The organism is Streptomyces sp. NPDC025651 (assembly GCF_055558735.1).
Genome location: NZ_JBVHLZ010000005.1, coordinates 40,558 through 67,505, shown reverse-complemented (window position 1 = coordinate 67,505; position 26,948 = coordinate 40,558). Strand labels below are relative to the sequence as shown.

21 protein-coding genes are annotated in these 26,948 nt (G+C 69.4%); 12 read left to right on the top strand and 9 right to left on the bottom strand.

What is annotated here, in order from left to right; translation table 11 throughout:
- The first annotated feature begins 46 nt into the window (after positions 1–46).
- From ACZ4D5_RS19675 to ACZ4D5_RS19655, 5 genes are all read left to right on the top strand, one after another.
- The gene (locus tag ACZ4D5_RS19675; protein ID WP_467773651.1) at positions 47–1,072 is read left to right on the top strand and encodes an ABC transporter permease; all 1,026 of its coding nucleotides are present in this window, start codon (positions 47–49) and stop codon (positions 1,070–1,072) included.
- Between the two features lie 84 nt (positions 1,073–1,156).
- Positions 1,157–2,944: an ABC transporter substrate-binding protein gene (locus ACZ4D5_RS19670; RefSeq protein WP_467773650.1), complete on the top strand. Its 1,788-nt coding sequence runs from the start codon at positions 1,157–1,159 to the stop codon at positions 2,942–2,944.
- 87 nt (positions 2,945–3,031) lie between these two features.
- Positions 3,032–4,012, top strand: coding sequence for an ABC transporter permease (locus ACZ4D5_RS19665; RefSeq protein ID WP_467773649.1), 981 nt, complete (start codon positions 3,032–3,034; stop codon positions 4,010–4,012).
- A gap of 13 nt (positions 4,013–4,025) precedes the next feature.
- Positions 4,026–5,051, top strand: coding sequence for an ABC transporter ATP-binding protein (locus tag ACZ4D5_RS19660; protein WP_467773648.1), 1,026 nt, complete (start codon positions 4,026–4,028; stop codon positions 5,049–5,051).
- Positions 5,052–5,077: 26 nt separating this feature from the next.
- The gene (locus ACZ4D5_RS19655) at positions 5,078–6,118 is read left to right on the top strand and encodes an ABC transporter ATP-binding protein (RefSeq protein ID WP_467773647.1); all 1,041 of its coding nucleotides are present in this window, start codon (positions 5,078–5,080) and stop codon (positions 6,116–6,118) included.
- 157 nt (positions 6,119–6,275) lie between these two features.
- On the opposite strand, the gene ACZ4D5_RS19650 is transcribed toward ACZ4D5_RS19655, so the two are convergent.
- The 9 genes from ACZ4D5_RS19650 to ACZ4D5_RS19610 form a co-directional block, all read right to left on the bottom strand.
- Positions 6,276–6,812 carry a GNAT family N-acetyltransferase gene (locus ACZ4D5_RS19650; RefSeq protein WP_467773646.1) on the bottom strand — a complete coding sequence of 179 codons (537 nt, stop codon included), beginning with the start codon at positions 6,810–6,812 and terminating at the stop codon, positions 6,276–6,278.
- Positions 6,813–6,879: 67 nt separating this feature from the next.
- The gene (locus tag ACZ4D5_RS19645; RefSeq protein WP_467773645.1) at positions 6,880–7,176 is read right to left on the bottom strand and encodes a hypothetical protein; all 297 of its coding nucleotides are present in this window, start codon (positions 7,174–7,176) and stop codon (positions 6,880–6,882) included.
- 157 nt (positions 7,177–7,333) lie between these two features.
- Complete coding sequence (locus ACZ4D5_RS19640; RefSeq protein WP_467773644.1) at positions 7,334–8,497, bottom strand: ABC transporter ATP-binding protein; 1,164 nt, start codon at positions 8,495–8,497, stop codon at positions 7,334–7,336.
- A complete protein-coding gene (locus tag ACZ4D5_RS19635) occupies positions 8,490–9,551 on the bottom strand; it encodes an ABC transporter ATP-binding protein (protein WP_467773643.1) in 1,062 nt (353 codons plus the stop codon). The genes ACZ4D5_RS19640 and ACZ4D5_RS19635 overlap by 8 nt, the downstream gene beginning before the upstream one ends.
- An 11-nt stretch (positions 9,552–9,562) precedes the next feature.
- Positions 9,563–10,525 (bottom strand): ABC transporter permease, encoded by a 963-nt coding sequence (locus tag ACZ4D5_RS19630; RefSeq protein WP_467773642.1) that lies wholly within the window; start codon positions 10,523–10,525, stop codon positions 9,563–9,565.
- Positions 10,518–11,447, bottom strand: coding sequence for an ABC transporter permease (locus ACZ4D5_RS19625; protein WP_467773641.1), 930 nt, complete (start codon positions 11,445–11,447; stop codon positions 10,518–10,520). The genes ACZ4D5_RS19630 and ACZ4D5_RS19625 overlap by 8 nt, the downstream gene beginning before the upstream one ends.
- Before the next feature lie 81 nt (positions 11,448–11,528).
- Positions 11,529–13,154, bottom strand: a complete 1,626-nt coding sequence (locus tag ACZ4D5_RS19620) for a peptide ABC transporter substrate-binding protein (RefSeq protein ID WP_467773640.1) — start codon at positions 13,152–13,154, stop codon at positions 11,529–11,531.
- 479 nt (positions 13,155–13,633) lie between these two features.
- The gene (gene typA / locus ACZ4D5_RS19615) at positions 13,634–15,541 is read right to left on the bottom strand and encodes a translational GTPase TypA (RefSeq protein WP_467773639.1); all 1,908 of its coding nucleotides are present in this window, start codon (positions 15,539–15,541) and stop codon (positions 13,634–13,636) included.
- Between the two features lie 245 nt (positions 15,542–15,786).
- Positions 15,787–18,081 (bottom strand): ABC transporter family substrate-binding protein, encoded by a 2,295-nt coding sequence (locus tag ACZ4D5_RS19610; RefSeq protein WP_467773638.1) that lies wholly within the window; start codon positions 18,079–18,081, stop codon positions 15,787–15,789.
- 447 nt (positions 18,082–18,528) lie between these two features.
- Between ACZ4D5_RS19610 and ACZ4D5_RS19605 the strand changes: the two genes are divergently transcribed.
- From ACZ4D5_RS19605 to ACZ4D5_RS19575, 7 genes are all read left to right on the top strand, one after another.
- A complete protein-coding gene (locus ACZ4D5_RS19605; protein WP_467773637.1) occupies positions 18,529–18,840 on the top strand; it encodes a hypothetical protein in 312 nt (103 codons plus the stop codon).
- Positions 18,841–18,932: 92 nt separating this feature from the next.
- Positions 18,933–19,766, top strand: a complete 834-nt coding sequence (locus tag ACZ4D5_RS19600; protein ID WP_467773636.1) for a hypothetical protein — start codon at positions 18,933–18,935, stop codon at positions 19,764–19,766.
- Positions 19,767–21,716 (top strand): fumarate reductase/succinate dehydrogenase flavoprotein subunit, encoded by a 1,950-nt coding sequence (locus ACZ4D5_RS19595; protein ID WP_467773635.1) that lies wholly within the window; start codon positions 19,767–19,769, stop codon positions 21,714–21,716.
- Positions 21,713–22,483 (top strand): succinate dehydrogenase/fumarate reductase iron-sulfur subunit, encoded by a 771-nt coding sequence (locus tag ACZ4D5_RS19590; RefSeq protein ID WP_467773634.1) that lies wholly within the window; start codon positions 21,713–21,715, stop codon positions 22,481–22,483. Before ACZ4D5_RS19595 ends, ACZ4D5_RS19590 begins: the two co-directional genes overlap by 4 nt.
- 157 nt (positions 22,484–22,640) lie before the next feature.
- On the top strand, positions 22,641–23,888 hold the full coding sequence (locus ACZ4D5_RS19585; RefSeq protein ID WP_467773633.1) for an alpha/beta hydrolase family protein: 1,248 nt from the start codon (positions 22,641–22,643) through the stop codon (positions 23,886–23,888).
- A gap of 167 nt (positions 23,889–24,055) precedes the next feature.
- Positions 24,056–26,158 (top strand): TPM domain-containing protein, encoded by a 2,103-nt coding sequence (locus ACZ4D5_RS19580; RefSeq protein ID WP_467773632.1) that lies wholly within the window; start codon positions 24,056–24,058, stop codon positions 26,156–26,158.
- Between the two features lie 68 nt (positions 26,159–26,226).
- The gene (locus ACZ4D5_RS19575) at positions 26,227–26,940 is read left to right on the top strand and encodes a PspA/IM30 family protein (RefSeq protein ID WP_467773631.1); all 714 of its coding nucleotides are present in this window, start codon (positions 26,227–26,229) and stop codon (positions 26,938–26,940) included.
- The last annotated feature ends 8 nt before the right edge of the window (positions 26,941–26,948 follow it).

Below are 26,948 nucleotides of genomic sequence, written 5' to 3'. Positions count from 1 at the left end.
TGGTTGTCCTGCGGATTCCTGATGACCCCTCCGGGCCTGGAGCGCCATGACCTCGCCAACTCCCGCCGCTGCCGCCACGCTTGAAGTGACGGACAAGACCGATGGCACGCCTTCGCCGCCCAAGAAGCAGGGCAGTGAGGGGCGTTCGCCGGGGCGGCTTGCCTGGAACCGCTTCAAGCGGGACAAGTCCGGCGTCATCGCCGCGTGCGTCGTGCTCTTCTTCTTCGTCATCGCCATCTGCGCGCCGCTGATTTCGAAGGTGTACGGGAAGGATCCGTACACGACGTACGGCGTGAACGACCCGAGCCTGTTCAACGAGTTCAGCTATCCGATCAAACCGAACGGCGGCATCGACAGCGAGTTCTGGTTCGGCATCGAGCCCCAACTGGGCCGGGACGTCCTGACCTTCCTGCTGTACGGCATGCGCAACTCGCTGCTGATCGCGGCCGCGACGACGATCCTCGTGACGCTCATCGGCATCGTCGTCGGCGTCACGGCCGGCTACCTCGGCGGCAAGACCGACTACTTCATCGGCCGGGTCATCGACATCCTGCTGGCCTTCCCCTCGACACTCTTCTTCATCGCCTTCTGGCCCGTGATGATCTCGGTGGTCGTCTCCCCGGAGGACAAGACGCCGACCTGGCTGACGGTCACCAGTCTCATCGCGGTGATGACAGCCTTCGGCTGGGCCTCCATCGCGCGTCTGCTGCGCGGTGAGGTACTGGCCCTGCGCGAACGGGAGTTCGTGGAGGCGGCGAAGGTGACCGGCGCCTCGCCGGCCCGGATCATCTTCAAGGAACTGCTCCCCAACCTGTGGACGCCGATCCTCATCCAGGCCACCCTCGCGCTCCCGATGTTCGTCACCGCCGAGGCCGGACTCGCCTTCCTGGGCGTGGGCCTTCAGGAGCCCACCCCCGACTGGGGCGTGATGATCCAGCGCGCCTCCGAGGTGTACGAGCAGGACATCACGTACATGGCCTTCCCCGGCATCGCGATGGTTATCTTCGTCGTCGCCTTCAACCTCCTCGGCGACTCGGTACGCGACGCGCTGGACCCGAAGACCAAACGCTGACACTCCCCGAGCCGGGCACACGCGACGGGGCAGTGCCGGGCCGTTCTCCGCTCCTCTTCTTCGACAATCAGGGTTGGTAGCCACATGTCTCTCTCCCGCAGAAACTTCGTCATCGCCACATCGGTCGCGGCGGGCAGCACGATGGTCCTTTCCGCGTGCAGCAGCGGCGGTTCCGGCAACGGCGGCAAGGGCGGAAACCACGGTGGCGCCACCGAGTACACGGGCGCCCACGTCAAGGTCGGCACCGCGGAGGACTCGAAGGGCCCGGCCCCCGAGGTCGCGGGCGCGAAGAAGGGCGGCACGATCTACGGCGTCGCCGAGGACGACGTGTCGCACATGGACCCGCAGCGCATCTACTTCGCGTACAACTCCTCGGTCGCCAACCTCTACGCGCGCACCCTCACCGGCTACTACATCGACGACAAGGGCAAGATGACCCTGGTCGGCGACCTCGCCACCGACGTCGGCAAGGCGTCCAAGGACAACAAGACCTGGACCTTCACGCTGAAGGACGGTCTGAAGTGGCAGGACGGCAGCGAGCTCACGGTCGAGGACGTCCGGCACGGCTTCGAGCGCTCCTGGGCCTCGTTCATCACCGAGGGCGCCGCGTACGTCCAGATGGCCCTGACGGGCAAGGGGTCCAAGTGGCGTGAGGGCTACAAGGGCCCGTACGACGGCGACCACCTGGACTCGATCGTCATCGACAAGGCGAAGAAGACGATCACCTTCAAGCTGAAGGAAGCCCGCCCGGACTTCAACTTCACGCTGGCGATGCACTCGTACGCCGCCACTCCGGTGAAGCACGACACCAAGGAGAAGTACGACAAGGCGCCCTTCTCCTGCGGCCCGTACATCGTCAAGAACCGCTCCATCGACAAGTCGATGACGCTGACGCGCAACAAGCACTGGGACCCGAAGACCGACCCGATCCGCACCGCCTACCCGGACAGCTTCGAGTTCGAGTTCGGCCCCACGGGCCTTGACTCCTGCGACCGATTCATCTCGGACCAGGGCAAGGACCAGCAGATGATCGCCATCTACGAGAACATCCCGGCCGAGCGCATGCAGAAGGTCCTCAGCGACCCGAAGCTCAAGGAGCGCACCTTCAACGGCCTGTCCTCGGGCACGTACTACTACGCCATCAACACCAAGCGCATCACCGACGTCGAGGTGCGCAAGGCCCTCAACATCGCCTGGCCGCTGGAGCAGATCCGCCGGATCTACGGCGGTGAGTCCGCGGGTGACCTCGCGACGACGATCCTCAGCCCCGACATCATCGGCCGCGAGAAGTTCGACGTCTTCGGCAAGCTGAAGAAGCCGCAGGGCGACCCGGCGGCCGCCAAGGCCATCCTGAAGAAGGCCGGCAAGCTCGGACAGAAGATCGTCTACGCCTTCCCGCAGCGTCCCACGTACGACAAGACCAAGGTCGTCATCGAGAACGCGCTGAAGGCCGCGGGCTTCGACCCGGTCATCAAGCCGCTCAACTCGACGGACTACTACGACCAGGCGCAGCGCATCGACAACAAGTTCGACGTCATGTGGTTCGGCTGGTCCCCGGACTGGCCGACCGCCTACACCCTGATCCAGCCGCTCTTCGACGGCGAGGCGATCGGTGACGGCCAGAACAACATCTCCCAGACCGACGTCCCTTGGATCAACGAGGCGATCAAGAAGAACGCGGTCATCCCGGACGTCGAGGAAGCGGGCAAGGCCTGGGCCGAGCTCGACAAGCGGATCATGGAAGAGGTCGTGCCGATCATCCCGGAGACCTACCAGCGCCGCTTCTACCTGCACGGCTCCAAGGTCGGTGGCACCCAGTACGACCCGCAGTTCGCGGCGACGCTGATCTACAAGACCTACGTCAAGGCCTGACGACCGGCCCCAGTGGCGGGGCGGCCCTCGACCAGGACCGTCCCGCCCCCTCCTCACCCACGGCATCCGTCAGGAAACCCAACTGCCATGCTCCGCTTCCTCATTCGCCGCGTCCTCGGTGGCGCGGTGATCCTGCTGATCATCAGCGTTCTCGTCTTCCTCCTCTTCTACGCCGCCCCGCGCGACCCCGCACGGCTGGCCTGCGGCAAGGTCTGCTCCCCGGAGACCCTGGACCTGGTGCGGCACAACTTGGGGATCGCCGATCCGCTGCCCGTGCAGTACTGGCACTGGTTCGAGGGCCTGTTCGTGGGCCGTGACTACGCCAGTTACGGCAACTGTCCCGCGCCCTGCCTGGGTTACTCCTTCCGCAACCGCGAGCCGGTCCTCGGCACGATCCTGGACCGCTTCCCGACCACCGTCTCGCTGTCGCTGGGTGCCGCGGCCGTCTTCGTCGTCTTCGGTGTGGGCGCCGGCATGCTGGCCGCCGTCAAGCAGGGCAAGGCCGTCGACAAGATCGCCTCGTCCGCCTCGCTCATCGCGTCCTCGCTGCAGATCTACGTCGTCGGTGTCTTCGCCGTCTACCTCTTCGTGAACCAGCTGCAGTGGATGGACCGGCCGCAGTACACGCCGATCACCGAGAACCCCGGCGAGTGGTTCTCCGGACTGCTGATCCCGTGGCTCGTGCTCTCCCTGATCTTCACGGCGAACTACACCCGTATGACGCGCTCCCAGATGGTCGAGACGCTCAGCGAGGACTACGTCCGCACGGCACGCGCCAAGGGCCTCTCCAGCCGCTCGGTCTTCTTCCGCTTCGCCTGGCGGGGAGCGATGGGGCCGATCATCACCATCTTCGGTCTCGACCTGGGTGTGCTCCTCGGCGGCGCGATCATCACCGAGAAGACCTTCGCCCTGCACGGCATCGGCGACCTCTCGGTCCGTGCGGTCAACACGAGCGACCTGCCGATGCTGCTCGGCGTCGTCCTGGTCGCCGCCACGGCGATCGTCGTCTTCAACATCATCGTCGACGCGGTGTACGCCCTCATCGACCCGCGCGTGCGCCTCGCCTAGGGAGCCGGAACCCATGAGCACCCCCTTCCTCTCCGTACGCGACCTGCGCGTCCACTTCTCCACCGAGGACGGCATCGTCAAGGCCGTCGACGGGCTCGACTTCGACCTGGACAAGGGCAAGACCCTCGGCATCGTGGGCGAGTCCGGGTCCGGCAAGTCGGTCACGAACCTCGCCATCCTCGGCCTGCACCACAAGGACAGCACCGCCATCGACGGCGAGATCGTCCTCGACGGGCAGGAGCTCCTCACCGCCACCGAGCGGGAGTTGGAGCGGCTGCGCGGCAACAAGATGGCGATGATCTTCCAGGACGCGCTCGCCTCGCTCTCGCCGTACCACACCATCGGCCGGCAGATCGGCGAGACGTTCCGCAAGCACACCGGCGCCTCCAAGAAGGAGGCGCGGGACCGGTCGATCGAGATGCTGACGAAGGTCGGCATCCCGCAGCCGGACCTGCGCGTGGACGACTATCCGCACCAGTTCTCCGGCGGTATGCGCCAGCGCGCGATGATCGCGATGTCGCTGGTCTGCAACCCCTCGCTGCTGATCGCGGACGAGCCGACGACGGCGCTCGACGTGACGGTCCAGGCGCAGATCATGGACCTCCTGAAGGACCTCCAGCAGGAGTTCGGCACGTCGATCATCTTCATCACCCACGACCTCGGGGTGATCGCCGACATCGCGGACGACGTCCTGGTGATGTACGGCGGTCGGTGCGTGGAGCGGGGCACGAAGAAGGAGGTGCTGCGCTCGCCGCAACACCCCTACACCTGGGGCCTGCTGGGCTCGATGCCGTCCCTCGACGGACCGGTGGACGTGCCGCTCTCGCCGATCCCGGGGTCGCCGCCGAGCCTCCTCAACCCGCCCTCCGGGTGCCGCTTCCACCCTCGGTGCGCGTTCACCGAGCAGGTGGGGGACGGGCGCTGCTCGGGCGAGCAGCCGCTTCTCGAGCTGTCCGAGGGCCGGGGCGCCGCCTGCCACCTCACGGCCGAGCAGAAGGCGGAGTTCTTCGCGGACTTCGCGGGCTCGCGCACCGACTGACGTACAAGAGACGGGATTTCACGACGATGAGCAGCACCACTCCCACTCCTCTCCTGGATGTCAGCGGGCTGACCAAGCACTTTCCGATCATGGGCGGGTTCCCGTTCAAGCGGAAGATCGGCGCCGTGCAGGCGGTGGACGGGCTCGACTTCACCGTGGCCGAGGGCGAGAGCCTCGGCCTGGTCGGCGAGTCCGGCTGCGGCAAGTCGACGACGGGCCGCCTGATCACGCGCCTCCTTGAGCCGACCGGCGGCAAGATCTCCTACCGCGGTCAGGACATCACGCACGCCTCGCGCAAGCAGCTGGCGCCGGTCCGCTCGGAGATCCAGATGATCTTCCAGGACCCGTACGCGTCGCTGAACCCGCGCCAGACGGTCGGAAAGATCATCTCCGGCCCGATGGAGGTCAACGGCATCAACCCGGCCGGCGGGCGCGAGGCACGCGTGCGCGAGCTCCTGGAGACGGTCGGCCTCAACCCCGAGCACTTCAACCGCTTCCCGCACGAGTTCTCGGGCGGCCAGCGCCAACGCATCGGCGTGGCACGGGCGTTGGCCCTTGAGCCCAAGCTGATCGTGGCGGACGAGCCGGTGTCGGCCCTGGACGTCTCGATCCAGGCGCAGGTGGTGAACCTGCTCCAGAAGCTCCAGCAGGACCTCGGGATCGCGTTCCTCTTCATCGCCCACGACCTCGCGGTGGTACGCCACTTCTCGCAGCGCGTGGCGGTCATGTACCTGGGCCGCATCGTGGAGATCGCGAACCGCGAGGACCTGTACGACAACCCGCGCCACCCCTACACCAAGGCGCTCCTGTCGGCGGTCCCCGAGGCCACGGCGGACGACGTGCCGCGCCGCGAGCGCATCCTGCTGACCGGAGACGTGCCCTCGCCGGTGAACCCCCCGTCGGGCTGCCGCTTCCGCACGCGCTGCTGGAAGGCCACGGACAAGTGCGCGACGGACACCCCGCCACTGGTCCAGATCGACGGCAACCGCGAGGGCCACCTGACGGCCTGCCACCACCCCGAGGACAGCGCACAGTTGGCGGTCCCCGCGGCCCGCAAGTCCCTCTGACCGGTCTCCGTACGCCCTGACCTCCAGGCCGGGGCCGGCCACCCCTCCGTGCCGGCCCCGCGCCCCGGAACCGGCCCGTCCCACCCCTTTGACCCGAGCGGGACGCCGGCCGGCTCCGGGGCGCCCTGTGCGGGCGTCCAGGGCTCGCCGAGGGGCGTCAGCGCCCGTCGGAGGAGAGCCGCGCGTGCAGCTCCACGTCGTGGCGGACGCCGTCGTACGCCAGCTTCTGGCGTTGCAGGCCCTCCACCGCGAAGCCCGCCGCGTGGGCCACCCGGCACGAGGCCGGGTTGTTCGTGCGGTGGCCCAACTCCAGGCGGAACAGACCCAGTTCCGTGAAGGACCAGTGGGCCAGCGCCCGGCAGCCGTGTGCGGCCACTCCCCTGCCCCTGGCTCGCGGGGTCGTCCAGTACGACACCCAGCCGGTGTCGTGGACGCGGTCCACCGCGCCCACCGCCACGTTGCCCAGGGCCGTGCCCTCGGTGTCCGTCACCGCGAAGGCGTACGCCGTGCCCGCGTCCCGCTCGACGGCGCGCCGCTCGATCCAGCGGTGCGCCGCCTCCAGGGAGTCCACCGGCAGGTCGGCCTGCCGGGTCATCTCCGGCGCCGAGAAGGCGGCGAGCACGGCGGCCGCGTCCCCCTGCCGCCAGGGTCTGAGGACGAGCCCGTCCCCCGCGTCGAGCCCGTCCGCCCTCATCGCCGCCCTTTCCTGCTCGCTCGTACCGGCGTGCTTGCTCGTACCGGCCTACTTGTCTCGTACCGGCTTACTTGTCGACGTAGAGGTCCCAGTCCCAGGGGCTCTCCTGGCAGTCGTAGACCGTCCACTTGCCGCGCTCAAGGCCCCACTTGCCGACGGTCTTGCACTCCTTCAGGGTCCAGTAGTCGTCGTAGAACTTCATCCCCTGGACCCGGGGCGCGGGCGACTCGCTCGACGCCATCGTCTCCGACGCGTTCGCCGCCGATGCCGTCGTCGCCGTCAGTGGCACCGCCACCATCGCGACGCCCGCCAGTACGCCCGCCGCCTTCGCGAGCCGCTTCCCGGGTGTGGATGCCTTGGACATGGAGATCACTTCCCCCGTGCTGACGAGGACGCCCCGTGCGTCCTCTCATGGCTCCACCATGGGGGCGCGCGTCCGGGACCGGTACCTCGGAACACTGAGGGGCGCCCGGGACTCATGAAGTCCCGGACGCCCCTCAGTCACGCGTCACGCGTCGCCGTCAGCCGACGAGCACCGCCTTCTCCTCCGCGAAGTGGCACGCCGACTCATGGGCGGCCGGGGTGTCCTGACCCACGAACCGCTCCGGGATCGCGAGCAGCGGGACCTCCGTCGCGCACTTGTCCTGCGCCTTCCAGCAGCGGGTGCGGAAGCGGCAGCCCGAGGGCGGGTTCGCGGGCGACGGCACGTCTCCCGCGAGGATGATCCGCTCGCGGCCCTCGCGGGCCTCCGGGTCCGGGACCGGCACCGCGGAGAGCAGCGCCTGCGTGTAGGGGTGCGTCGGGTGGTCGTAGATCTGCTCGTCCGAGCCGATCTCCGCCATCTTGCCGAGGTACATCACGCCCACGCGGTCCGAGATGTGCCGGACGATCGACAGGTCGTGGGCGATGAAGAGGTACGAGAGGTTGAACTCGTCCTGCAGCTTCTCCATCAGGTTGATGACCTGGGCCTGGACGGACACGTCCAGGGCCGAGACCGGCTCGTCGCAGATGATGATCTCGGGGTTCAGGGCCAATCCGCGGGCGATGCCGATGCGCTGGCGCTGACCGCCGGAGAACTGGTGCGGGTAGCGGTTGATGTACTCGGGGTTGAGCCCGACCACGTCCAGGAGCTCCTGCACCTTCTGGCGCCGCGAGCCCTTCGGGGCCACCTCGGGGTGGATCTCGAAGGGCTCTCCGATGATGTCGCCCACCGTCATACGCGGGTTCAGGGACGTGTACGGGTCCTGGAACACCATCTGGATGTTGCGGCGCACCGCCTTCAGGGCCCGCCCGGACAGCTTGGTGATGTCCTGGCCCTTGTAGAAGACCTCGCCCGCCGTGGCGCGTTCGAGCGTCATGAGGAGCTTCGCGACCGTGGACTTGCCGCAGCCGGACTCCCCCACGATGCCCAGCGTCTCGCCCTGGTACAGGTCGAAGGAGATCCCGTCGACCGCCTTGACCGCGCCGATCTGCTTCTTGATCAGGATTCCCTGGGTGAGAGGGAAGTGCTTGACCAGGTTGCGGACCTGGAGGATCGGTTCGCCACGCTCGACCGGCGCCTCGATCGCCGCGACGGCCTCGTCGGCCGTGGCGGCGTCCACCGTCTCCACCTCGGAGACGTTCGGCGTCGCGTCGGCGGGCTCGTCGGACTTCGAGAGCTTCGAAGCCTTCGTCGGCTCAGCCATGGATCGTCTCCTTCCAGAAGTGGCACGCGCTGCCGCGGCCCGGCAGCTCCGCACCGTCCTGCTCGGTGACCGGCACCAGCGCCGGGATCTCCGTGCGGCAGATGTCCTGCGCCTTGGGGCAGCGCGGGTTGAACGCGCAACCGCCGGGGATCTTGAGCAGGTTGGGCGGCAGACCCTTGATCGCGTAGAGCTCCTGGCCCTTCTGGTCCAGGCGCGGGATCGAGTCGAGGAGGCCACGGGTGTACGGGTGCGCGGGGCGCTTGTACAGCTCGTGCACCGGAGCGGTCTCGACGATCCGGCCCGCGTACATGACCGCGATCTTGTCCGCGACGTCGGCGACGACGCCGAGGTCGTGGGTGATCAGGATCAGGCCCATGTTGTACTCGCGCTGGAGCTCCGCGAGCAGGTCCATGACCTGGGCCTGGACCGTCACGTCGAGCGCCGTGGTGGGCTCGTCCGCGATGATCAGGTCGGGCTCCAGGGCGAGCGCCATCGCGATCATGATGCGCTGGCGCATGCCGCCGGAGAACTGGTGCGGGTAGTCGTTCACCCGCTCCTTGGCGGCCGGGATCTTGACCTTGTCCATCAGCTCGATGGACTTGACCTTGGCCTCCTTGCGGCTGAGCCCCTCGTGCACCCGGAACATCTCGCCGAGCTGGTAGCCCACCGAGAGCACCGGGTTGAGCGAGGACAGCGCGTCCTGGAAGATCATCGCGATCTTGCGGCCGCGGATCTTCCTGCGCTCCTCGTTGGACATCGTCAGCATGTCCTGGCCGCGGAAGAGGATCTCGCCCTGCGGGATCTTCCCGGGCGGCATGTCGAGGATGCCCATGATCGCCTGGGCGGTCACGGACTTGCCGGAACCCGACTCACCGAGGACGGCGAGGGTTTCTCCCGCGTCCACGCTGTAGTTGACGCCGTTGACGGCCTTGACCACGCCCTCGCGGGTGTGGAACTCGACGTGGAGGTCCTTGACGTCCAGGAGCCGGCCGCTCTTCTCCTCACCCGAGCGGGGGGCGGGGATCGAGTCGGTCTTGAGATCGATGCTGGTCACGTACGCCTCCCTCAGCGCAGCTTCGGGTCGAGGGCTTCGCGTACGGCGTCACCCATCATGATGAACGCCAACACCGTGATGCTCAGCATTCCTGCCGGGAAGAACAGCGTGTGCGGGTTGTTCCGGATGTCCTGCGTCGCCGTGGAGATGTCGCCGCCCCACGAGATGGCGTCGTCGGCGAGGCCGAGGCCCAGGTAGGACAGCGTGGACTCCGCCACGATGTACGTGCCGAGCGAGATGGTCGCCACGACGATCACCGGGGCGATGGCGTTCGGCAGCACGTGCCGGAACAGGATCCGCTTGGTGCCCGCGCCGAGCGCGCGCGCCGCCACCACGTAGTCGGCGTGCTTGGTCGTGATGACCGCGCCACGCATCACTCGGGCGATCTGCGTCCAGCCCAGGAAGGCCAGGGCGCCCATCACGACCCACACGCTGCGGTCGGTGAAGGCGTTCAGGACGACCATCGCGCCGAGCAGGAACGGGATGCCGAAGAACACGTCGATGAGACGCGAGATCAGGCTGTCCCAGAAGCCGCCGAAGTAGCCGGCGAGCATGCCGCACAGGCCGCCGAAGAGGGTGACCAGGAGGGTCACGCCGACGCCGACGATGATGGAGTTGCGGGCGCCGTGGACGACACGCGCGTAGATGCTGCGGCCCGTCCTGTCGTACCCGAACCAGTCGGCCTGGAAGAAGTGGCTCAGCTCGGGCTTGCCCAGGAAGTGGTTGGCCTGGTCTCCGGTGTCCGGGTCCACGTCGGTGAACAGGCCGGGGAAGGCCGCCACCAGAAGCAGGACCAGGATCAGCACCGCGGAGATCACGAAGAGCGGATTGCGCCGCAGTTCGCGCCAGGCGTCGCCCCAGAGGCTGCGCGGCTTGCCCGTGGAGGCCTGGGCGGAGACCGCGGAACCCGCCACGACTTCGTCCTGTGCCGCCGCCGTCTCGTCCGTGGTCGAGGTCTTGGTCAGGTCAGGCATAACGGATCCTCGGGTCCAGGACCGCGTAAAGCAGGTCGACGAGCAGGCTGGCGAGGAGGTACACGAGCACCAGGACGGTGACGACACCGACGATGACCGCGCCCTCACGGCGGGCCAGCGCCTGGAAGAGCAGGTTGCCGACGCCCGTCACGTTGAAGATGCCCTCGGTGATGACCGCGCCACCCATCAGGGCGCCGATGTCCGTGCCCAGGTAAGTGACCACCGGGATCAGCGAGTTGCGCAGCAGGTGCCGGGTGACGATGCGCTGGCGCGGCAGGCCCTTGGCGACCGCGGTGCGCATGTAGTCGGCCTGGCGGTTCTCCGCGATCGAGGTTCTCGTCAGGCGCGCCACGTAGGCGAGGCCGACCATGCCGAGCACCAGGGCGGGCACGACCAGCTGGCTCATGTCCTCGGAGTCCTGCACCGTGGGTGTGATCCAGCCCAGCTCGTTGCCGAAGAACAGCTGGAAGAGCAGGCCGACCACGAAGATCGGTACCGAGATCACCAGAAGCGTGAAGAGCGTGACCGTGTTGTCGACGAACCGGCCGCGCCGGATGCCCGCGAGGACACCGAGGGTGATGCCGACGATGAGCTCGAACGTCCAGGCCATGGAGGCCAGTCGGATCGAGACCGGGAACGCCTGGGTGATCTCGTCGAGGACCGGCCGGTTGCCGGCGATGGTGTTGCCGAAGTCCCCCTGCAGCAGGCCACCCATGTAATGCAGGTACTGCTGCCAGAGCGGCAGATCCAGACCACGGTCGTGCCGGATCTGCGCGACCTGCGCGGGGTCCGGCGGCTTGTCGCCCCACAGCGCCCGCACGGGGTCGCCGGGGAGGACGTTGACCATGATGAAGATCAGTAGTGTCGTCCCGATGAAGACCGGGATCATCTGGAGCAGTCGCCGTGCGACGTAGCGCCCCATTGGTGCCTCCGTCCAATCCGGAGCCGCCCGAAGCGACGCCCGGGATCACCGGGCGTCGCTTCGGGAGCGGACTTCCGTCGACTACTTCTCGAAGACCTGGACGTCCGTCAGGACCGGGTCACCGGCCTGATCGAACTTCATGTTCTTCACGTTCGTCGAGTAGCCGGAGGTGATCTTGTTGTACCAGAGCGGGATGCCCGGGAAGCCGTTGACCAGCTCCTTCTCGGCCTTCTGGTACAGCTCGGCGGACTCGTCGATCGTCTTGGCCGCGTCGGCCTGCTTGGTCAGTTCGTCGAACTTCTTGTCCGAGAACACGCCCTTGTTGCCGTCGACGCCGGTGCCGTAGAGGTCGGAGAGGAAGTTGCCGTTGAACGGGTAGTCGAGCACCCAGCCGGACCGGTACATCGCCTTGACCTGGTGCTTGTCACGCACCTCGGTGTCGGCCTGGAAGTCGGTCTTCGGGTCGCCGACGCACTTCACGCCGGTGTTCTTCTGGATGTCGTTGCAGACGGCCGTGACCCAGCCCTTGTGCGGCTGGTCGGCGTTGTACTGGATGGAGATCTTGTTGCCCGGAACGCCGCCGCCGTCCTTGACGAACTGCCTGGCCTTCTTCGGGTTGAACTTGCAGTACTCGCCGCAGGCGTCCTTCTGGTAGCCCTTCACGCCCTTGGCGACCCAGCCGGTGGCCGGCTCACGGGTGCCCGAGAACGTGGTCTTGACGATGGTGTCACGGTCGATCGCCATCGACAGGCCCTGGAGGACCTTGACGTCGATGTCCTTGAACGTCTTGCTGTAGAAGGCGGGGTTGATCGTGTTGATCGCCGAGTAGTCCGACTCGATGGCGCGGTCGCCGAAGTCCTGCTTGAAGTTGGCGAGTTCGCTGTCGGGGATCTGCGGCATCGTGTCGACGTTGTTCGACCGCAGGTCGTTGTAGGCGGCCTGGGGCGTCGTGTACGCCTTGAAGTTGATGCCGCCGTTCTTGGGCTTGTTGTCGCCCTTGTAGCCGGGCCAGGTGGTGACCTGGATCGACTTCTTGTGGTCCCAGCTCTTGAACTTGTAGGGACCGTTGCCGACCGGCGCCTCGCCGTACTTCTTCGGGTCCTTCAGGGCGGCCGAGGGCATCGGGTAGAACGGCGTGTACACCAGCTTGTACGCGTAGTACGGGATGCCGGACTTCAGGGTGATGGTGAAGGTGTTCTCGTCGACGACCTTCAGGCCGGACATGGTGTCCTTCTTGGCCTTGCCCTTCTCCGGGTGCACGTCGTCGTAGCCGACGATGTCGCGGTACCAGGCGCTGTTCTGCTGGCCGTTCGCGGGGTTCGCGGCCCAGTTCCAGGCGTCGACGTACGACTTGGCGGTGACGGCCTCGCCGTTGTGGAACTTCCAGCCCGCCTTCAGCTTGATCGTCCACACCTTGTTCGCCTTGTCGGGAGTGACCGACTCGGCGTTCTCGTAGGTGATGTCGCCCTGCTCGTCGTAGTGGACCAGGCCCGTGAAGAGCGAGTCGATGACGACGCTGCCGTACGCCTCCATGGTGTTGGCCGGCTGCAGTGCGTTCTGCGGCTCACCGTTGGCGTAGCTGACGATCCCCTTCGGGTCGACCTTGCCACTGCCGTTGCTGCCCTTGTCGCTGCCGCCACAAGCGGTGGCAGTCAGCGCCACAACACCGGCTATCGCGACCCACTTGGCGCTCTTGGCACCACGCATGGGGTTCCTCCTCATGAGTCCACTTGTTCACTACAAGAGGGGGTACGTGCAACCGCGCCGACACCCCTGACGGCGAAGATCGAGTACCCCAGTGTGCTCGTGAGTCGGCGCTCCCCACAGCGCGTGACCCATTGACCCGAGCTATACGCGGTCAACTATTAGCCATGAGGTACCGGTCGACCACACCCTTTTGGTCTCGGTTCAATCACACCTGGCCCGTACAACTTCCAAAATCCGGACAAACCGATCCGAGATAGATGGTTGCGAAACGGACGTGTTACCCATCTAACGGTCAGTGACGTCCGCATAGCGGACGCTCCGCGCTCGAAAACCGGTTGCCGGGAGCGCCTGGGAGGACTGTGGCGACACCGTACCCGCCAGGGGAAACACAAGAGGCCGACTTCCGCGCAACCCCCTCGGGAGCGGCGGAAATCGGCCTCGTGAGCGGCGGAGTGCCGCTAACTGCCTACATCAGTGGGTCAGTTGTGCTTGGCGCGCGAAGCGGAACGGCCGCGCTCCTTCTGGTCCAGGACGACCTTGCGGATGCGGACGGCCTCCGGGGTCACCTCGACGCACTCGTCGTCGCGGCAGAACTCCAGGGACTGCTCCAGCGACAGCTTGCGCGGCGGGACGATCGCCTCGAAGGAGTCGGCGGAGGAGGAGCGCATGTTGGTGAGCTTCTTCTCCTTGGTGATGTTCACGTCCATGTCGTCGGAGCGCGAGTTCTCACCGACGATCATGCCCTCGTACACCTCGGTGCCGGGCTCCGTGAAGAGCACGCCGCGCTCCTGGAGGTTCGTCATCGCGAAGGCGGTGACGGCGCCCGAGCGGTCGGCGACCAGCGAACCGTTGTTGCGGGTCGTCAGGGTGCCGAACCACGGCTCGTGGCCCTCGTGGATGGAGTGGGCGATGCCCGTGCCGCGGGTGTTCGTCAGGAACTCCGTACGGAAGCCGATGAGGCCGCGGGAGGGCACGACGAACTCCATGCGGACCCAGCCCGAGCCGTGGTTGGACATGTTGTCCATACGGCCCTTGCGGACGCCCATGAGCTGCGTGACGGCGCCCATGTGCTCCTCGGGCACGTCGATGGTCATGCGCTCGACGGGCTCGTGCGTCTTGCCGTCGACCTCCTTGGTGACGACCTGCGGCTTGCCGATCGTCATCTCGAAGCCCTCGCGGCGCATCTGCTCGACGAGGATGGCGAGCGCCAGCTCACCGCGGCCCTGCACCTCCCAGGCGTCGGGGCGCTCGGTGTCCAGGACGCGCAGCGAGACGTTACCGATCAGCTCGCGGTCCAGGCGGTCCTTGACCTGGCGGGCGGTGACCTTGCGGTCCTTGACGGCCGCCTTGGCGTCCGCGCCCTTGCCGGTGCCACCGCGGCCGACCAGCGGCGAGGTGTTCGTACCGATGGTCATGGAGATGGCCGGCTCGTCGACCGTGATCAGCGGCAGCGCGATCGGGTTCTCCGGGTCGGCGAGGGTCTCGCCGATCATGATGTCGGGGATACCGGCCACGGCGCAGATGTCGCCCGGGCCCGCCTTCTCGGCGGGCTTGCGGGTGAGCGCCTCGGTCATCATCAGCTCGGTGATGCGGACGTTCTGGATCGTCCCGTCACGCTTGATCCAGGCGACGGTCTGGCCCTTGGCCAGCTCGCCCTGCTCGACGCGGAGCAGCGCGATACGGCCGAGGAAGTTGTCCGCGTCGAGGTTGGTGACGTGGGCCTGGAGGGGCGCGGCCTCGTCGTACGTCGGGGCCGGGACGTGCTCCAGGATCGTGGAGAAGAACGGCTCCAGGTTGGTGGAGTCCGCCGGGACCGTGCCGTCCTCGGGCTTGGTCAGCGAGGCGATGCCGTCACGGCCGCAGGCGTAGACGATCGGGAACTCGATCTGGTCCTCGTCCGCGTCCAGGTCGAGGAAGAGGTCGTACGTCTCGTTGACGACCTCGTCGATGCGGGAGTCCGGGCGGTCCGTCTTGTTGATGCACAGGATGACGGGCAGGCGCTGCTGGAGGGCCTTGCGGAGCACGAAGCGGGTCTGCGGCAGCGGGCCCTCGGAGGCGTCCACGAGCAGCACGACCGCGTCGACCATCGACAGGCCGCGCTCGACCTCGCCACCGAAGTCGGCGTGGCCGGGGGTGTCGATGATGTTGATCGTGATCGGGTCCCCGCCGTCCTTGGGGTGATACTTCACCGCCGTGTTCTTGGCGAGGATCGTGATGCCCTTCTCACGCTCCAGGTCGTTCGAGTCCATCATGCGGTCGTCGAGGGACTCTGCGGCGTGCGCGGCGAAGGAACCGGCCTGCTTGAGCATGGCGTCGACGATGGTCGTCTTGCCATGGTCGACGTGAGCGACGATGGCGACGTTGCGGATGTCGTGGCGCGTGGCCATAGTGCGGCGTACTCCTGGAGTGAGTGGACGGTCGCGCGCACATCTGAGGTACGCGAACCCTGCCGGGCTGGACACGCCACGGCCTCACCCCAGTCTACGTGTCCGCGGCGGAGGCAGCCTCCGCGGGGGCTGCGCAGGGGTGCGGAAAGCCTCGGGAACTCTGGGGAAACAGCAGGTCAATGGGTGGATACGAGCTTGCCCGCCGGGGTGGCCGACGGGCAAGGGAGTTGAGCAGGATCTGAGCGTCAGTCCGCCGCGGGGGCCTTGGAGGCCTTCGCGTCCGGCTTCAGGAAGCCGATGTCCTCGTAGTGCGGGGCCTGGAATCCGAAGGCTCCGGCGTTGGCCAGGTTCGGGCGGGCGGCCATCAGCTGGGGGCGCTGGTAGAGGGGGATGGAGCCCGCCTCGGCCCAGATGCGGGCGTCCGCCTTCCTGACCAGGGAGCGCGCGGTCTCCTCGTCCAGCTCGCCGACCGCCTGGTCGAAGAGCTGGTCGATGTGGTCCGTGCCGACGCGCGTGTAGTTCTGCTCGACGTTCAGCGAGCCGTCCGCGGCCGGGACCGGCTTGGCGAAGATCGGGCGGGCGTCGGTGGCCGGGAAGGCCGAGGCGGGCCAGGAGTAGAGCGCGAGGTCGTACTGGCCGGACGCGATGTGGTCCTTGAAGTAGCTGTCGTCGGAGACCTTCGCCGTCTCCGTGCGCACCCCGATCTTCTCCAGCATCCGCGAGATGCGGTCGGCCACCGCGCGCAGCGGCTCCGAGCCGTCCCCGGAGGGCAGCACGAAGCGCAGGGTGAGGGGCTTGCCGTCCTTGGCGAGCGGGCCCGCGGCCGCGGCGGGTGCGGCGGTCCCCTTGGGTGCGTACGCGCCGGGGGCGCCGCCCCTGGCCTGGTCCTTGGAGCCCGCGTGCTTGTCGGCGTGCTGCTTGGCGTGGCCGCCCGGGTCCTTCTTCTTCTCCTTGTCGGCCTCGCCGGGCAGCCCGAGCACGTCGGCCTGGCGGGTCAGCGCGGCGCGCTGGTAGGCGGCCGCGGGGGCCGGGGCGAGCACCGAGGTGCCGTTGCCGCCGGGCTTCCCGTCGTCCTCGCCGACGATGTAGGTGCCGTCGTCCGACGACTCCTCCTCGGAGTCCTGGCCGGCCTTCTTCGCAGCGGCCTCGCCGCCCGCCGTCTTCTCCTTCTTGTCCTTCTGCCCGGTCTTCCCGGTCTTCCCGGTCCCGGGCGCCCAGCCCGCGTCCGCGAGCAGCGCCCGCGCCTCGGCGGTGTCCTGCTCGCCGAGCGCCCCGCTGTTGTCCGCGTACGCCTGCTGTCCGGCGAGGGCGAGATGGCTGCCGACCGGCTCGGCGGGCAGGCCGAGGGGTCCGAGGACGGTCTTCGCGAGCTCCTCGCGGTTCAGGGCGCGGGCCACCGCGCGGCGCACCCGGTCGTCGGCGAGGGGGCCCTCGGAGCCGTTGAGTGCCAGCTGGGTGTAGGCGGGCTCCAGGGACTTGCGGACCACGTAGCCGCGCAGGCCCGACTGTTCCTTCTCGTACTTCCTGACCGCCTTGCGCGTTGCGGCGCGGGCCTCGATCTCGGCCTCGGCGGCCTCCTCGTCGGAGCCGTTGGCGATCGCCCAGGAGCGCAGCGCCTTGCCGGGGGTGAGCTGCGAGCCGGGGCCGTGGGTGAGCGGCCCCCGCGCCCCCTTGTCGCGGGCGGCCAGGGCGATCCGGTCCGCCTCGGCCGAGTCGATCTCGGCCAGGTCGACCTCGCCGTCGGCGAGCGCCTCGGCCCGGTCCTCGCGCGCCACCTCGTGCAGCACGAGCTTGTCGAGCTTGGCCGGCCGGCCCCACCAGCGCGGGCTGCGCTCCAACGTCACATCGCCCGCCGTGCGGTCGACGTCGGCGAGCGCGAAGGGGCCCGCGGTCACCTTCAGCCTGCGGCGGGCGCCGTCGTTGAAGGAGTCGGGGCTGCCCATGACCTGCTTGGGGTACAGCGGCGAGAAGAGGGAGCGCCAGTCCGCGTACGGCTTGGCGAAGGTGACCCGCACCTCCAGGTTGTTCGCGCCGCGCTCGATCTTCTCGATCCGGTCGTAGCCGGCGTTCCGCGCCGTCCAGTACGCGGTGTCCTTGCCGGACAGGGCCCGCCACTGCGCGGCGAAGTCGTCGGCGCCGATCTCCCGGCCGTCGCTCCACACCGCCTGCTGGTTGAGCTTGTACAGGACGACCTGCCTGGGCTCGCGCTCGACGACCTTCGCCGACTCCAGGAAGTCGGTGTCGGGCTGCGTCCTGCCCTGCGCGTCGAGGCGGAACAGGGACGGCAGGACGGCGCCCGCGACGCGCGCGGTCCCCGCGTCGGCGTCGGACTGGAAGGTGTTGAGGGTCTCGGGCAGCGCGTCGACCGCCCACTTCACGGTCCCGCCGTCGGCGACCAGGTCCCGGGCCGCGGGCGCGACGTCCTGGCCCGCGGTCGGCCGGCCGGCCTCGTCGTTCGAGCTGCATCCGGCGAGGGCGGGCAGAGCCAGCACCCCCGTCGCGAGGAACACGACAGATCTGACTCTGACGTGGTGGGACATGGCTGGTACCTCCGGGGTCCGGGGCTCGCCCGGCCGCCCGCTGCCAGGACCGGGCCGGGTTTGATCACGTTTGGCGGTATATGGAGCTGATCACATCTATCGCCCCACTCAAGGCGATGTGAGGCCTCGCGCGGTGGAGGCGCGACGCGGGGGCGCCCATATCCCACTCGTGCGGCCCAACAGGGGGCGCGCACGGGCGCGGCCGGCGGTCAGACGCCGCGATCCAGGGCGGCCGGGGCCCGCGGTCGGCGGCGGCCGGGGCCCGCGGTCGAGGGCGGTCGGGGACGGTCACCGTCGGTCGAGGTCGGCGCGATCGGCGCGTGATCCGGCGCATTCACCGTCCTCGATCCGGTAATCGGTGCAGATCTCTTCACAAGCCGGGATGTGACGCGCGACACTCGCAGGCGCATGAGCGTTGCCACCGCACCCCCGAAGTGAGGGCAAGTCATGGCTCTGCACGACGAATTGACGGCCGTTCAGCGCTGCGTGGACGACTTGGTCCGCACCGTCGGAAGGCTGGAGCAGCAGGCCGGCGACCGGATAGCCGACGTCGACGTACGCCGGGTGCGCACCGACACCGACCACCTGCGCGAGAGCGTCGCCCTGCTGCGTGCGGCGGCCCCGCCACCGGCGCCCCACGAGGAGCACCGGCCCGATCTCGTGACCATCCCCGACACGCCGTACGACAGCGCGCTGTGGGCGGGCGCCGGGGACGTCGACGACGAGGGCCTCGGCGCACACGACCGCCACGCGCCCTGACCGCGCTTCGGGGACCGCGCCCCTGGCGCGCGCCCCGCTGAGCCACGACCCGGAAACCCTCCCCTGCCCGAGGACGAAGGAGTGGAGCCTCGTTGGCCACCGGCACGGAACCCCAACCGAAGAGCGGACCGGCCCCCGGCGGCGTGCGTGACGGCACACGCGCCGCCATCACCGCTGCCCATCTGCGGACCGACCGCTGGTGGCTGGCGCCCGCGGCGACCGCCGCCGGGCTGCTCGCCTTCGTCGTCTACTCGACCTGGCGGGCCTTCGCGAACACGGACTACTACCAGGCGCCCTACGTCTCGCCGTTCTACTCGCCGTGCCTGGCCGAGAACTGCGAGCCGATGCGGTCCGGACCCAACTGGGAGATCTTCGGGAGCTGGTGGGGCCTGTCCCCCGCGCTGCTCATCCTGATCTTCCCGCTCGGCTTCCGACTGACCTGCTACTACTACCGCAAGGCGTATTACCGCGGCTTCTGGGCGTCGCCTCCCGCCTGCGCGGTGGCGGAGCCCCACAAGAAGTACTCGGGCGAGACCCGCTTCCCGCTCGTCCTGCAGAACATCCACCGGTACTTCTTCTACGCCGCCGTGCCGGTCGCGGGCATCCTCACGTACGACACCGTCCTGGCCTTCCGCGACGAGCACTACGAGTGGGGCCACATGGGGCTCGGCACGCTCGTGTTCCTCGTCAACATCGTGCTGATCTGGGCGTACACGCTCTCCTGCCACTCCTGCCGGCACATCGTCGGGGGCAAGCTGAAGCACTTCTCCAAGCATCCGGTGCGGTACCGCATGTGGCAGTGGGCGGGGAAGCTGAACGCCCGTCACATGCTGCTCGCCTGGGCCTCGTTGGTGAGCGTGGCACTCGCCGACTTCTACGTGTACCTGATCGCGTCCGGCGCCTTCGACGATCCGAGGTTGTTCTGAATGTCTCAAGTGGAGCGACAGCAGTGGGACGTCGTCGTGGTGGGGGCGGGCGGCGCCGGGCTGCGGGCCGCCATCGAGGCCCGGGAGCAGGGCGCCCGGACGGCCGTGATCTGCAAGTCCCTGTTCGGCAAGGCCCACACGGTGATGGCCGAGGGCGGCATCGCGGCCTCCATGGGCAATGTGAACTCCGGTGACAACTGGCAGGTCCACTTCCGCGACACGCTGCGCGGCGGGAAGTTCCTCAACCAGTGGCGGATGGCCGAGCTGCACGCGCGCGAAGCACCCGACCGGGTCTGGGAGTTGGAGACCTGGGGCGCCCTGTTCGACCGGACGCCGGACGGGCGGATCTCGCAGCGCAACTTCGGCGGGCACGAGTACCCGCGCCTCGCGCACGTGGGCGACCGCACCGGGCTCGAACTGATCCGTACGCTCCAGCAGAAGATCGTCTCGCTGCAGCAGGAGGACTTCAAGGAGTTCGGGGACTACGAGGCGCGTCTGAAGGTCTTTCAGGAGTGCACCGTCACCCGGGTGTTGAAGGAGGAGGACACCGACTTCGGCGAGGGCGGACGGGTCTGCGGGGCCTTCTGCTACGACCGTGAGTCGGGCCGCTTCTTCGTACTCGAAGCGCCCGGCGTGGTCCTCGCGACCGGCGGCATCGGCAAGTCCTTCAAGGTGACGTCGAACTCCTGGGAGTACACCGGCGACGGCCACGCGCTCGCGCTGCTCGCCGGAGCGCCCCTGCTGAACATGGAGTTCGTGCAGTTCCACCCGACCGGCATGGTCTGGCCGCCGTCGGTCAAGGGCATCCTCGTCACCGAGTCCGTGCGCGGCGACGGCGGAGTCCTGCGGAACTCCGAGGGCAAGCGGTTCATGTTCGACTACGTCCCCGACGTCTTCAAGGAGAAGTACGCGCAGTCGGAGGACGAGGGCGACCGCTGGTACGACGACCCGGACCACAACCGCAGGCCCCCCGAGCTGCTGCCCCGTGACGAGGTCGCGCGCGCCATCAACGCCGAGGTCAAGGCGGGCCGCGGCTCGCCGCACGGCGGCGTCTTCCTCGACGTGTCGACGCGCATGCCCGCCGAGGTCATCAAGCGCCGGCTCCCCTCCATGTACCACCAGTTCAAGGAGCTCGCGGACGTCGACATCACCGCCGAGGCGATGGAGGTCGGGCCCACCTGTCACTACGTGATGGGCGGCATCGCGGTCGACTCCGACACCGCGGCCGCGCGCCGCGTCGCGGGGCTCTACGCCGCGGGCGAGGTCGCGGGCGGCATGCACGGCTCCAACCGGCTCGGCGGCAACTCGCTCTCCGACCTGCTGGTGTTCGGGCGGCGCGCCGGACTGCACGCCGCGCGGTACGCCGCGGGGCTCGCCGTGCGGCCGACGGTGGACGAGGTGCAGATCGACACCGCGGCCGCCGAGGCGCTGCGGCCGTTCAGCGCCGAGGGCCCCGAGGACGGGGCGACGCCCGAGAATCCGTACACCCTGCACCAGGAACTGCAGCAGACCATGAACGACCTCGTCGGCATCATCCGCCGCGAGGCCGAGATGGAGCAGGCCCTGGAGAAACTCGCCGAACTGCGGGTGCGGGCACGGCGCGCCGGGGTGGAGGGGCACCGCCAGTTCAACCCGGGCTGGCACCTCGCGCTCGACCTGCGGAACATGCTCCTGGTCAGCGAGTGCGTCGCGCGGGCCGCCCTGGAGCGCACGGAGAGCCGCGGCGGCCACACCCGCGAGGACCATCCCGCCATGGACCGCGCGTGGCGCCGCACCAATCTGCTGTGCCAACTGGCCGATCCCTCGGGCGGGTTGGCGGCCACGGATCCCGTGCGTGGCCAGATCGATCTCGTACGTGTGGAGACCGAGCCCATCCGCCCGGACCTGCTCGCCCTCTTCGAGAAGGAGGAGCTGGTCAAGTACCTGGCTGAAGAGGAGCTGTACGAGTGAGTTCGTACGACGCGCAATTCAAGGTCTGGCGCGGGGACGTGGACGGCGGCGACCTGGCGGACTTCGAGGTCGAGGTCAACGAGGGCGAGGTCGTCCTCGACATCATCCACCGGCTCCAGGCCACCCAGGCGCCCGACCTCGCGGTGCGCTGGAACTGCAAGGCGGGCAAGTGCGGTTCGTGCTCCGCGGAGATCAACGGGCGGCCGCGGCTGATGTGCATGACGCGGATGTCGGTCTTCGGGCGCGACGAGGTCATCACGGTGACGCCGCTGCGGGCCTTCCCCGTGGTGCGGGACCTGGTGACGGACGTCGGCTTCAACTACACCAAGGCGCGCGAGGTCCCCGCGTTCGTGCCGCCCGAGGATCTCGGGCCCGGCGAGTACCGCATGCAGCAGACGGACGTGGACCGCTCGCAGGAGTTCCGCAAGTGCATCGAGTGCTTCCTGTGCCAGGACACGTGCCATGTGGTGCGCGACCACGAGGAGAACAAGGGCGCCTTCGCCGGTCCCCGGTTCCTGATGCGGGTCGCCGAGCTGGACATGCATCCGCTGGACGCGGCGGCGGAGTCCGGCCTCGACAGGAAGCGGACCGCGCAGGACAAGCACGGGCTCGGCTACTGCAACATCACCAAGTGCTGTACGGAGGTCTGTCCCGAGGGGATCAAGATCACGGACAACGCGTTGATTCCCTTGAAGGAGAGGGCGGTCGACCGGAAGTACGACCCGCTGGTGTGGCTCGGGAACAAGATCCGGCGGCGGGGGGACTAGCGGGGTGGGGGTTATCCCCCAGCGGGGATTTCCCTGATTTCCTCCATGGTCGCGGCGGGCCGGTGACGATCAGCATGGAGGCATGACTTCCTCCACGGCTTCTTCCACGGCTTCTTGCACGGCTTCCTCCGCGGCGCCCTCCGTGGCCTCCTCCGCCTTGAGGCGTCGTACGTTGCTGGGGATCGCCGCCGCCGGTCTCGTGGCGGGCCTGCTGCCCCTCTCCGCGACGGCGCAGGCCCATCCCACGGCGCGGGCACACGCCTCCGGTGTCCGCGCCCAACTGCCCGCGCCCACGGGCCCGTACGCGATCGGCACCGTGTCCGCTCGGCTCGTCGACCGGTCGCGGCACGACCCGTGGGTGGCATCGCGGCCGTACCGCGAGCTGATGGTCGGCATCTGGTATCCGGCGGCGGGTGGCGCGGAGGGCTCGGGCGGATCCGGCGAGGAGCACCGCCTCGCCCGCTACATGGCATCCGGCGCCGCCCAGCGCTGGGACGCCACCGCGCCCCACGGCATCCCGAAGGGCGCGGTCGACTTCGCGGCCACGCGGACGCACGCGCGGGAGGGGGCCCCTGCCGACACGCGCGGCGGGCGGCGGCCCGTCCTCGTGTACGCGGCGGGTTCGGGCGACCCGCGCACCTGGGGCACGGCCCTGGTCGAGGAGATGGCGAGCCGCGGCTACGTCGTGGTGACCGTCGACCACACCTACGAGACCTCCGGTGTGCAGTTCCCCGACGGCTCGGTGAGGGACGACGGGCCGCTGCGTGAGGCGCTGGCGGAGGCGGAGCGGAACGGCACGATCACGGAGCTGCTCAAGAAGACGCTGGACGTCAGGGTCGCCGACTCGCGGTTCGTCCTGGACAGCCTCGGTTCGCTGCCGCACGGTCTGTCGAAGGTGGTCGACCGGCGGCGCGTGGGCATGTTCGGGCAGTCCGCGGGCGGGATCGCGGCGGCCCAGACGATGTACGAGGACCGGCGGGTGAGGGCGGGCGTCGACCTGGACGGCACGCTGGAGTTCAACCCGGAGCCGAACGGCACGAACCTGATGCCGGTCGCGAGGCACGGCCTCGACCGTCCCTTCCTGCTGATGGGCCGCGAGGGCAGCGACCGGGTGACGGAGCCGTCGTGGCGCTCGTTCTGGTCCCACAGCACGGGCTGGAAGCGGAACCTGACACTGCGGGGTTCCCTGCACCAGACGTACACGGACCTGCCGGTACTGCTTCCGCAGGCGGGGGTGGACGAGAAGGTGCGGGAGGAGCACATCGGCACGGTGGATCCGGGGCGGGCGGTCGCGGCGCAGCGGGCGTATGTGGGCGCGTTCTTCGACCGCTGGTTGAAGGGGGAGGACGGCGGGCTGCTGGACGCCCCGTCGGTGCGGTACCCGGAGGTGGAGTTCGCGGGGTGAGGGGCTGTTCGCGGCTGGGGCCGGCGGGCGGCTGCAAGCCGTTCCTGCTGTGGGCAGGCGTTCCGCACGGCGGAACGGGTGGGCACAGCCCGAAGTTGCCGGGCAACCGATCAACCAGGCCCCGCTCCAGGTCGCGGCACCCCCAGTAGGGTCATACGCTCCCAAATGTGACGCCGCCCTCGCACATAGCCGCGCGGGCAGCCGCGGCCGCGGTGGCCGCGCTGCTCGCCTGGTTCCCGCTGCTGTGCGCCCCGCCCGCCGCGGCCGACGACCCCGTCACGCTCTCCCGCACCGGCCAGATCACCGACAAGGCGGGCGCCCTCGGGGACCGCGAGGACGCCGTGGTGAAGGCCCTCGACCGGCTCTACGACGACCGGGGCGTGCAGCTCTTCGTCGTCTACGTACGTGACTTCTCCGGCCGCTCCGCGCAGAGCTGGGCGGACGCCACCGCCGAGCGGGGCGGCCTCGGCATCGACGACGTCCTGCTCGCCGTCGCCACCCACGACCGGCAGTTCGCCTACTCCGTGGACGACGGTTCGCGGCTGACCCAGGCCCAGCTCAAGGACGTGGCCACCACCGCGATCAGGCCCGCCCTGCGCGAGAACGACTGGGCGGGGGCCGCGATCGGCGCCGCGGACGGCTACCGCGCGGTCCTCGCGGGACGGCCCGTGCCGACGCCCTCGATCACCCCGGGACCGGCCGACCCCGGCGCCGGCGACGACTCCGTGGCCGGTGATCTGGTGCTCCCCGTGCTGGCGGCGGGCGCGGCAGGGGTCGCCGCGACGGTCGCGTACAAGCGGCGCAGGAAGCGGGCCACCACCCGCACGACTCCGGGAGGCGGCCGGGGACAGACATCCGGCAGGGACCTCACACCTCTCCCCGACCTCGACGAGCAGGCCCGCCGCATCCTCGTGGAGACCGACGACGCGGTCCGCACCAGCACCGAGGAACTCGGCTTCGCCACCGCCCAGTTCGGCGAGGACGCGGTCAAGCCCTTCAGCGACGCGCTCGGCTACGCGCGGTCGGAGCTGACCGCGGCGTTCCGGCTGCGGCAGGAGCTCGACGACGCCCGTCCCGAGGACGACGCGACCAGACGCCGCATGCTGGACGAGATCGTCGCGCGCTGCACGGAGGCGGGCCGCCGTCTGGACGCGGAGACCGCGGGCTTCGACGAGCTGCGCGCCCTGGAGAAGAACGCCCCGCAGGCCCTGGAGCACGCCGAGACGGTGTTCCGCCAGGTCGCCGGGCGCACCGGAGCCGCCGAAGAAACCCTCGCCCGCCTGCGCGCGGCCTACGCGCCCACCGCGTCGGCGGCCGTGCTCGGCCATGTCGAGCAGGCCAAGGACCGGCTCGTCTTCGCCACCACGCACCTCAACCGGGCCCGGCAGTCCGTGGACACCGGCGAGAGCGGCGCGGCCGCGGTGCATCTGCGCGCCGCCGAGGGCGCCGTCGACCAGGCGGGCACGTTCGTGGACGCCGTCGACCGGCTCGCCGACGAGCTCGCGCTGGCCGCCGAGAAGCTGCCGGGCGCGCTCGCCGAGTCCGAGGCCGACCTCGCCGACGCGCACGGCCTCCTCGACGGCACCGCGGAAGGCGTCTCCACGGCCGGTCTGCGGGGCCGTGTCGCCCGCGCGGAGGCGGTGGTCGCCGAGGTGCGCAAGCAGACGTCCGCGGGACCCTACGACCCCATCGACGCCCTGCGCCGCGTCGAGGAGGCCGACGCCGCGCTCGACGAGGCCCTCGCGGGCGCGCGCGAGCGGGAGGCGGGCGACCGGCGCTCCCGCGCCCTGCTCTCCCAGGCCCTGCTCACCGCGCGCAGCGCCGTCGGGGCCGCCACGGACTACGTCACCACGCACCGCGGCGCCGTCGGCAGCGAGGCAAGGACCCGCCTCGCCGAGGCAGGGCGCCACCTCGCGCAGGCTCAGGCCGCCCAGGACGGCGACGCCACCGCCGCGCTCGCCGAGGCCCGGCAGGCGGACTCCCTGGCCCGGCAGGCGCAGCAGCTCGCCGAGCGTGACGTACGCGGCTACGGCAACCCCTACGGAGGCCTGGGCGGAGGCGGCGGCCGGGGCGGCGGCATGGGCGGCGCGGTCCTCGGCGGCATCATCCTCGGCGAGCTCTTCGGAGGCAGGGGCCGCGGAGGCGGTGGCTACGGAGGGGGCGGCTACGGAGGGGGCGGCTACGGAGGGGGCGGTTTCGGCGGCGGCAGCCCCGGCAGCTTCGGCGGCGGGGAGACGCGGGGACGGCGGGGCGGGGGCGGCAGATTCTGAGCGCCCGCGCTCCCCGGCAGCGACTTTCGTACGTCCCTCACGAACCCTCGTACAAGGAAGTGGCCCTCATGACCAAGCAGACCATCCTCGGCCGCGTCGCCCAGCTGGCCAGGGCGAACATCAACGCGCTCCTCGACCAGGCCGAGGACCCGCAGAAGATGCTCGACCAGCTGATCCGCGACTACACGGACAACATCAAGGAGGCCGAGGAGGCGGTCGCGACCACCATCGGCCATCTGCGGATGCTGGAGCAGGACCACAGGGACGACCAGGACACGGCCGCCGAGTGGGGCACCAAGGCGCTCGCCGCGAGCAGGAAGGCCGACGAGCTGCGCGCCGACGGGAACGCCACGGAGGCCGACAAGTTCGACCGGCTCGCCAAGGTCGCGCTCGGGCGGCAGCTGCGCTCCGAGAAGGAGGCCGAGGAGGCCGAGCCGACGATCGCCTCGCAGACCGAGATCGTGGACAAGCTGAGGTCGGGGCTCGACCGGATGAAGGGGAAACTGGCGGACCTGGAGTCCAGACGCGACCAGTTGGTGGCCCGCGCCAGGACCGCGCAGGCGCAGAACCAGATGGTGGACGCGGCCCGGAGCATCGACGTCCTCGACCCGACCAGCGAGCTGAGCCGCTTCGAGGAGAAGGTGCGCCGCGAGGAGGCGCGGGCCCTGGGCAAGCAGGAACTCGCCGCGTCCTCGCTCGACGCGCAGTTCGAGGAGCTGGACGCCCTGGGCGACGCGGCGGAGGTCGAGGCCCGCCTCGCCGCCCTCAAGGCGACCACGTGAGCGGCGCA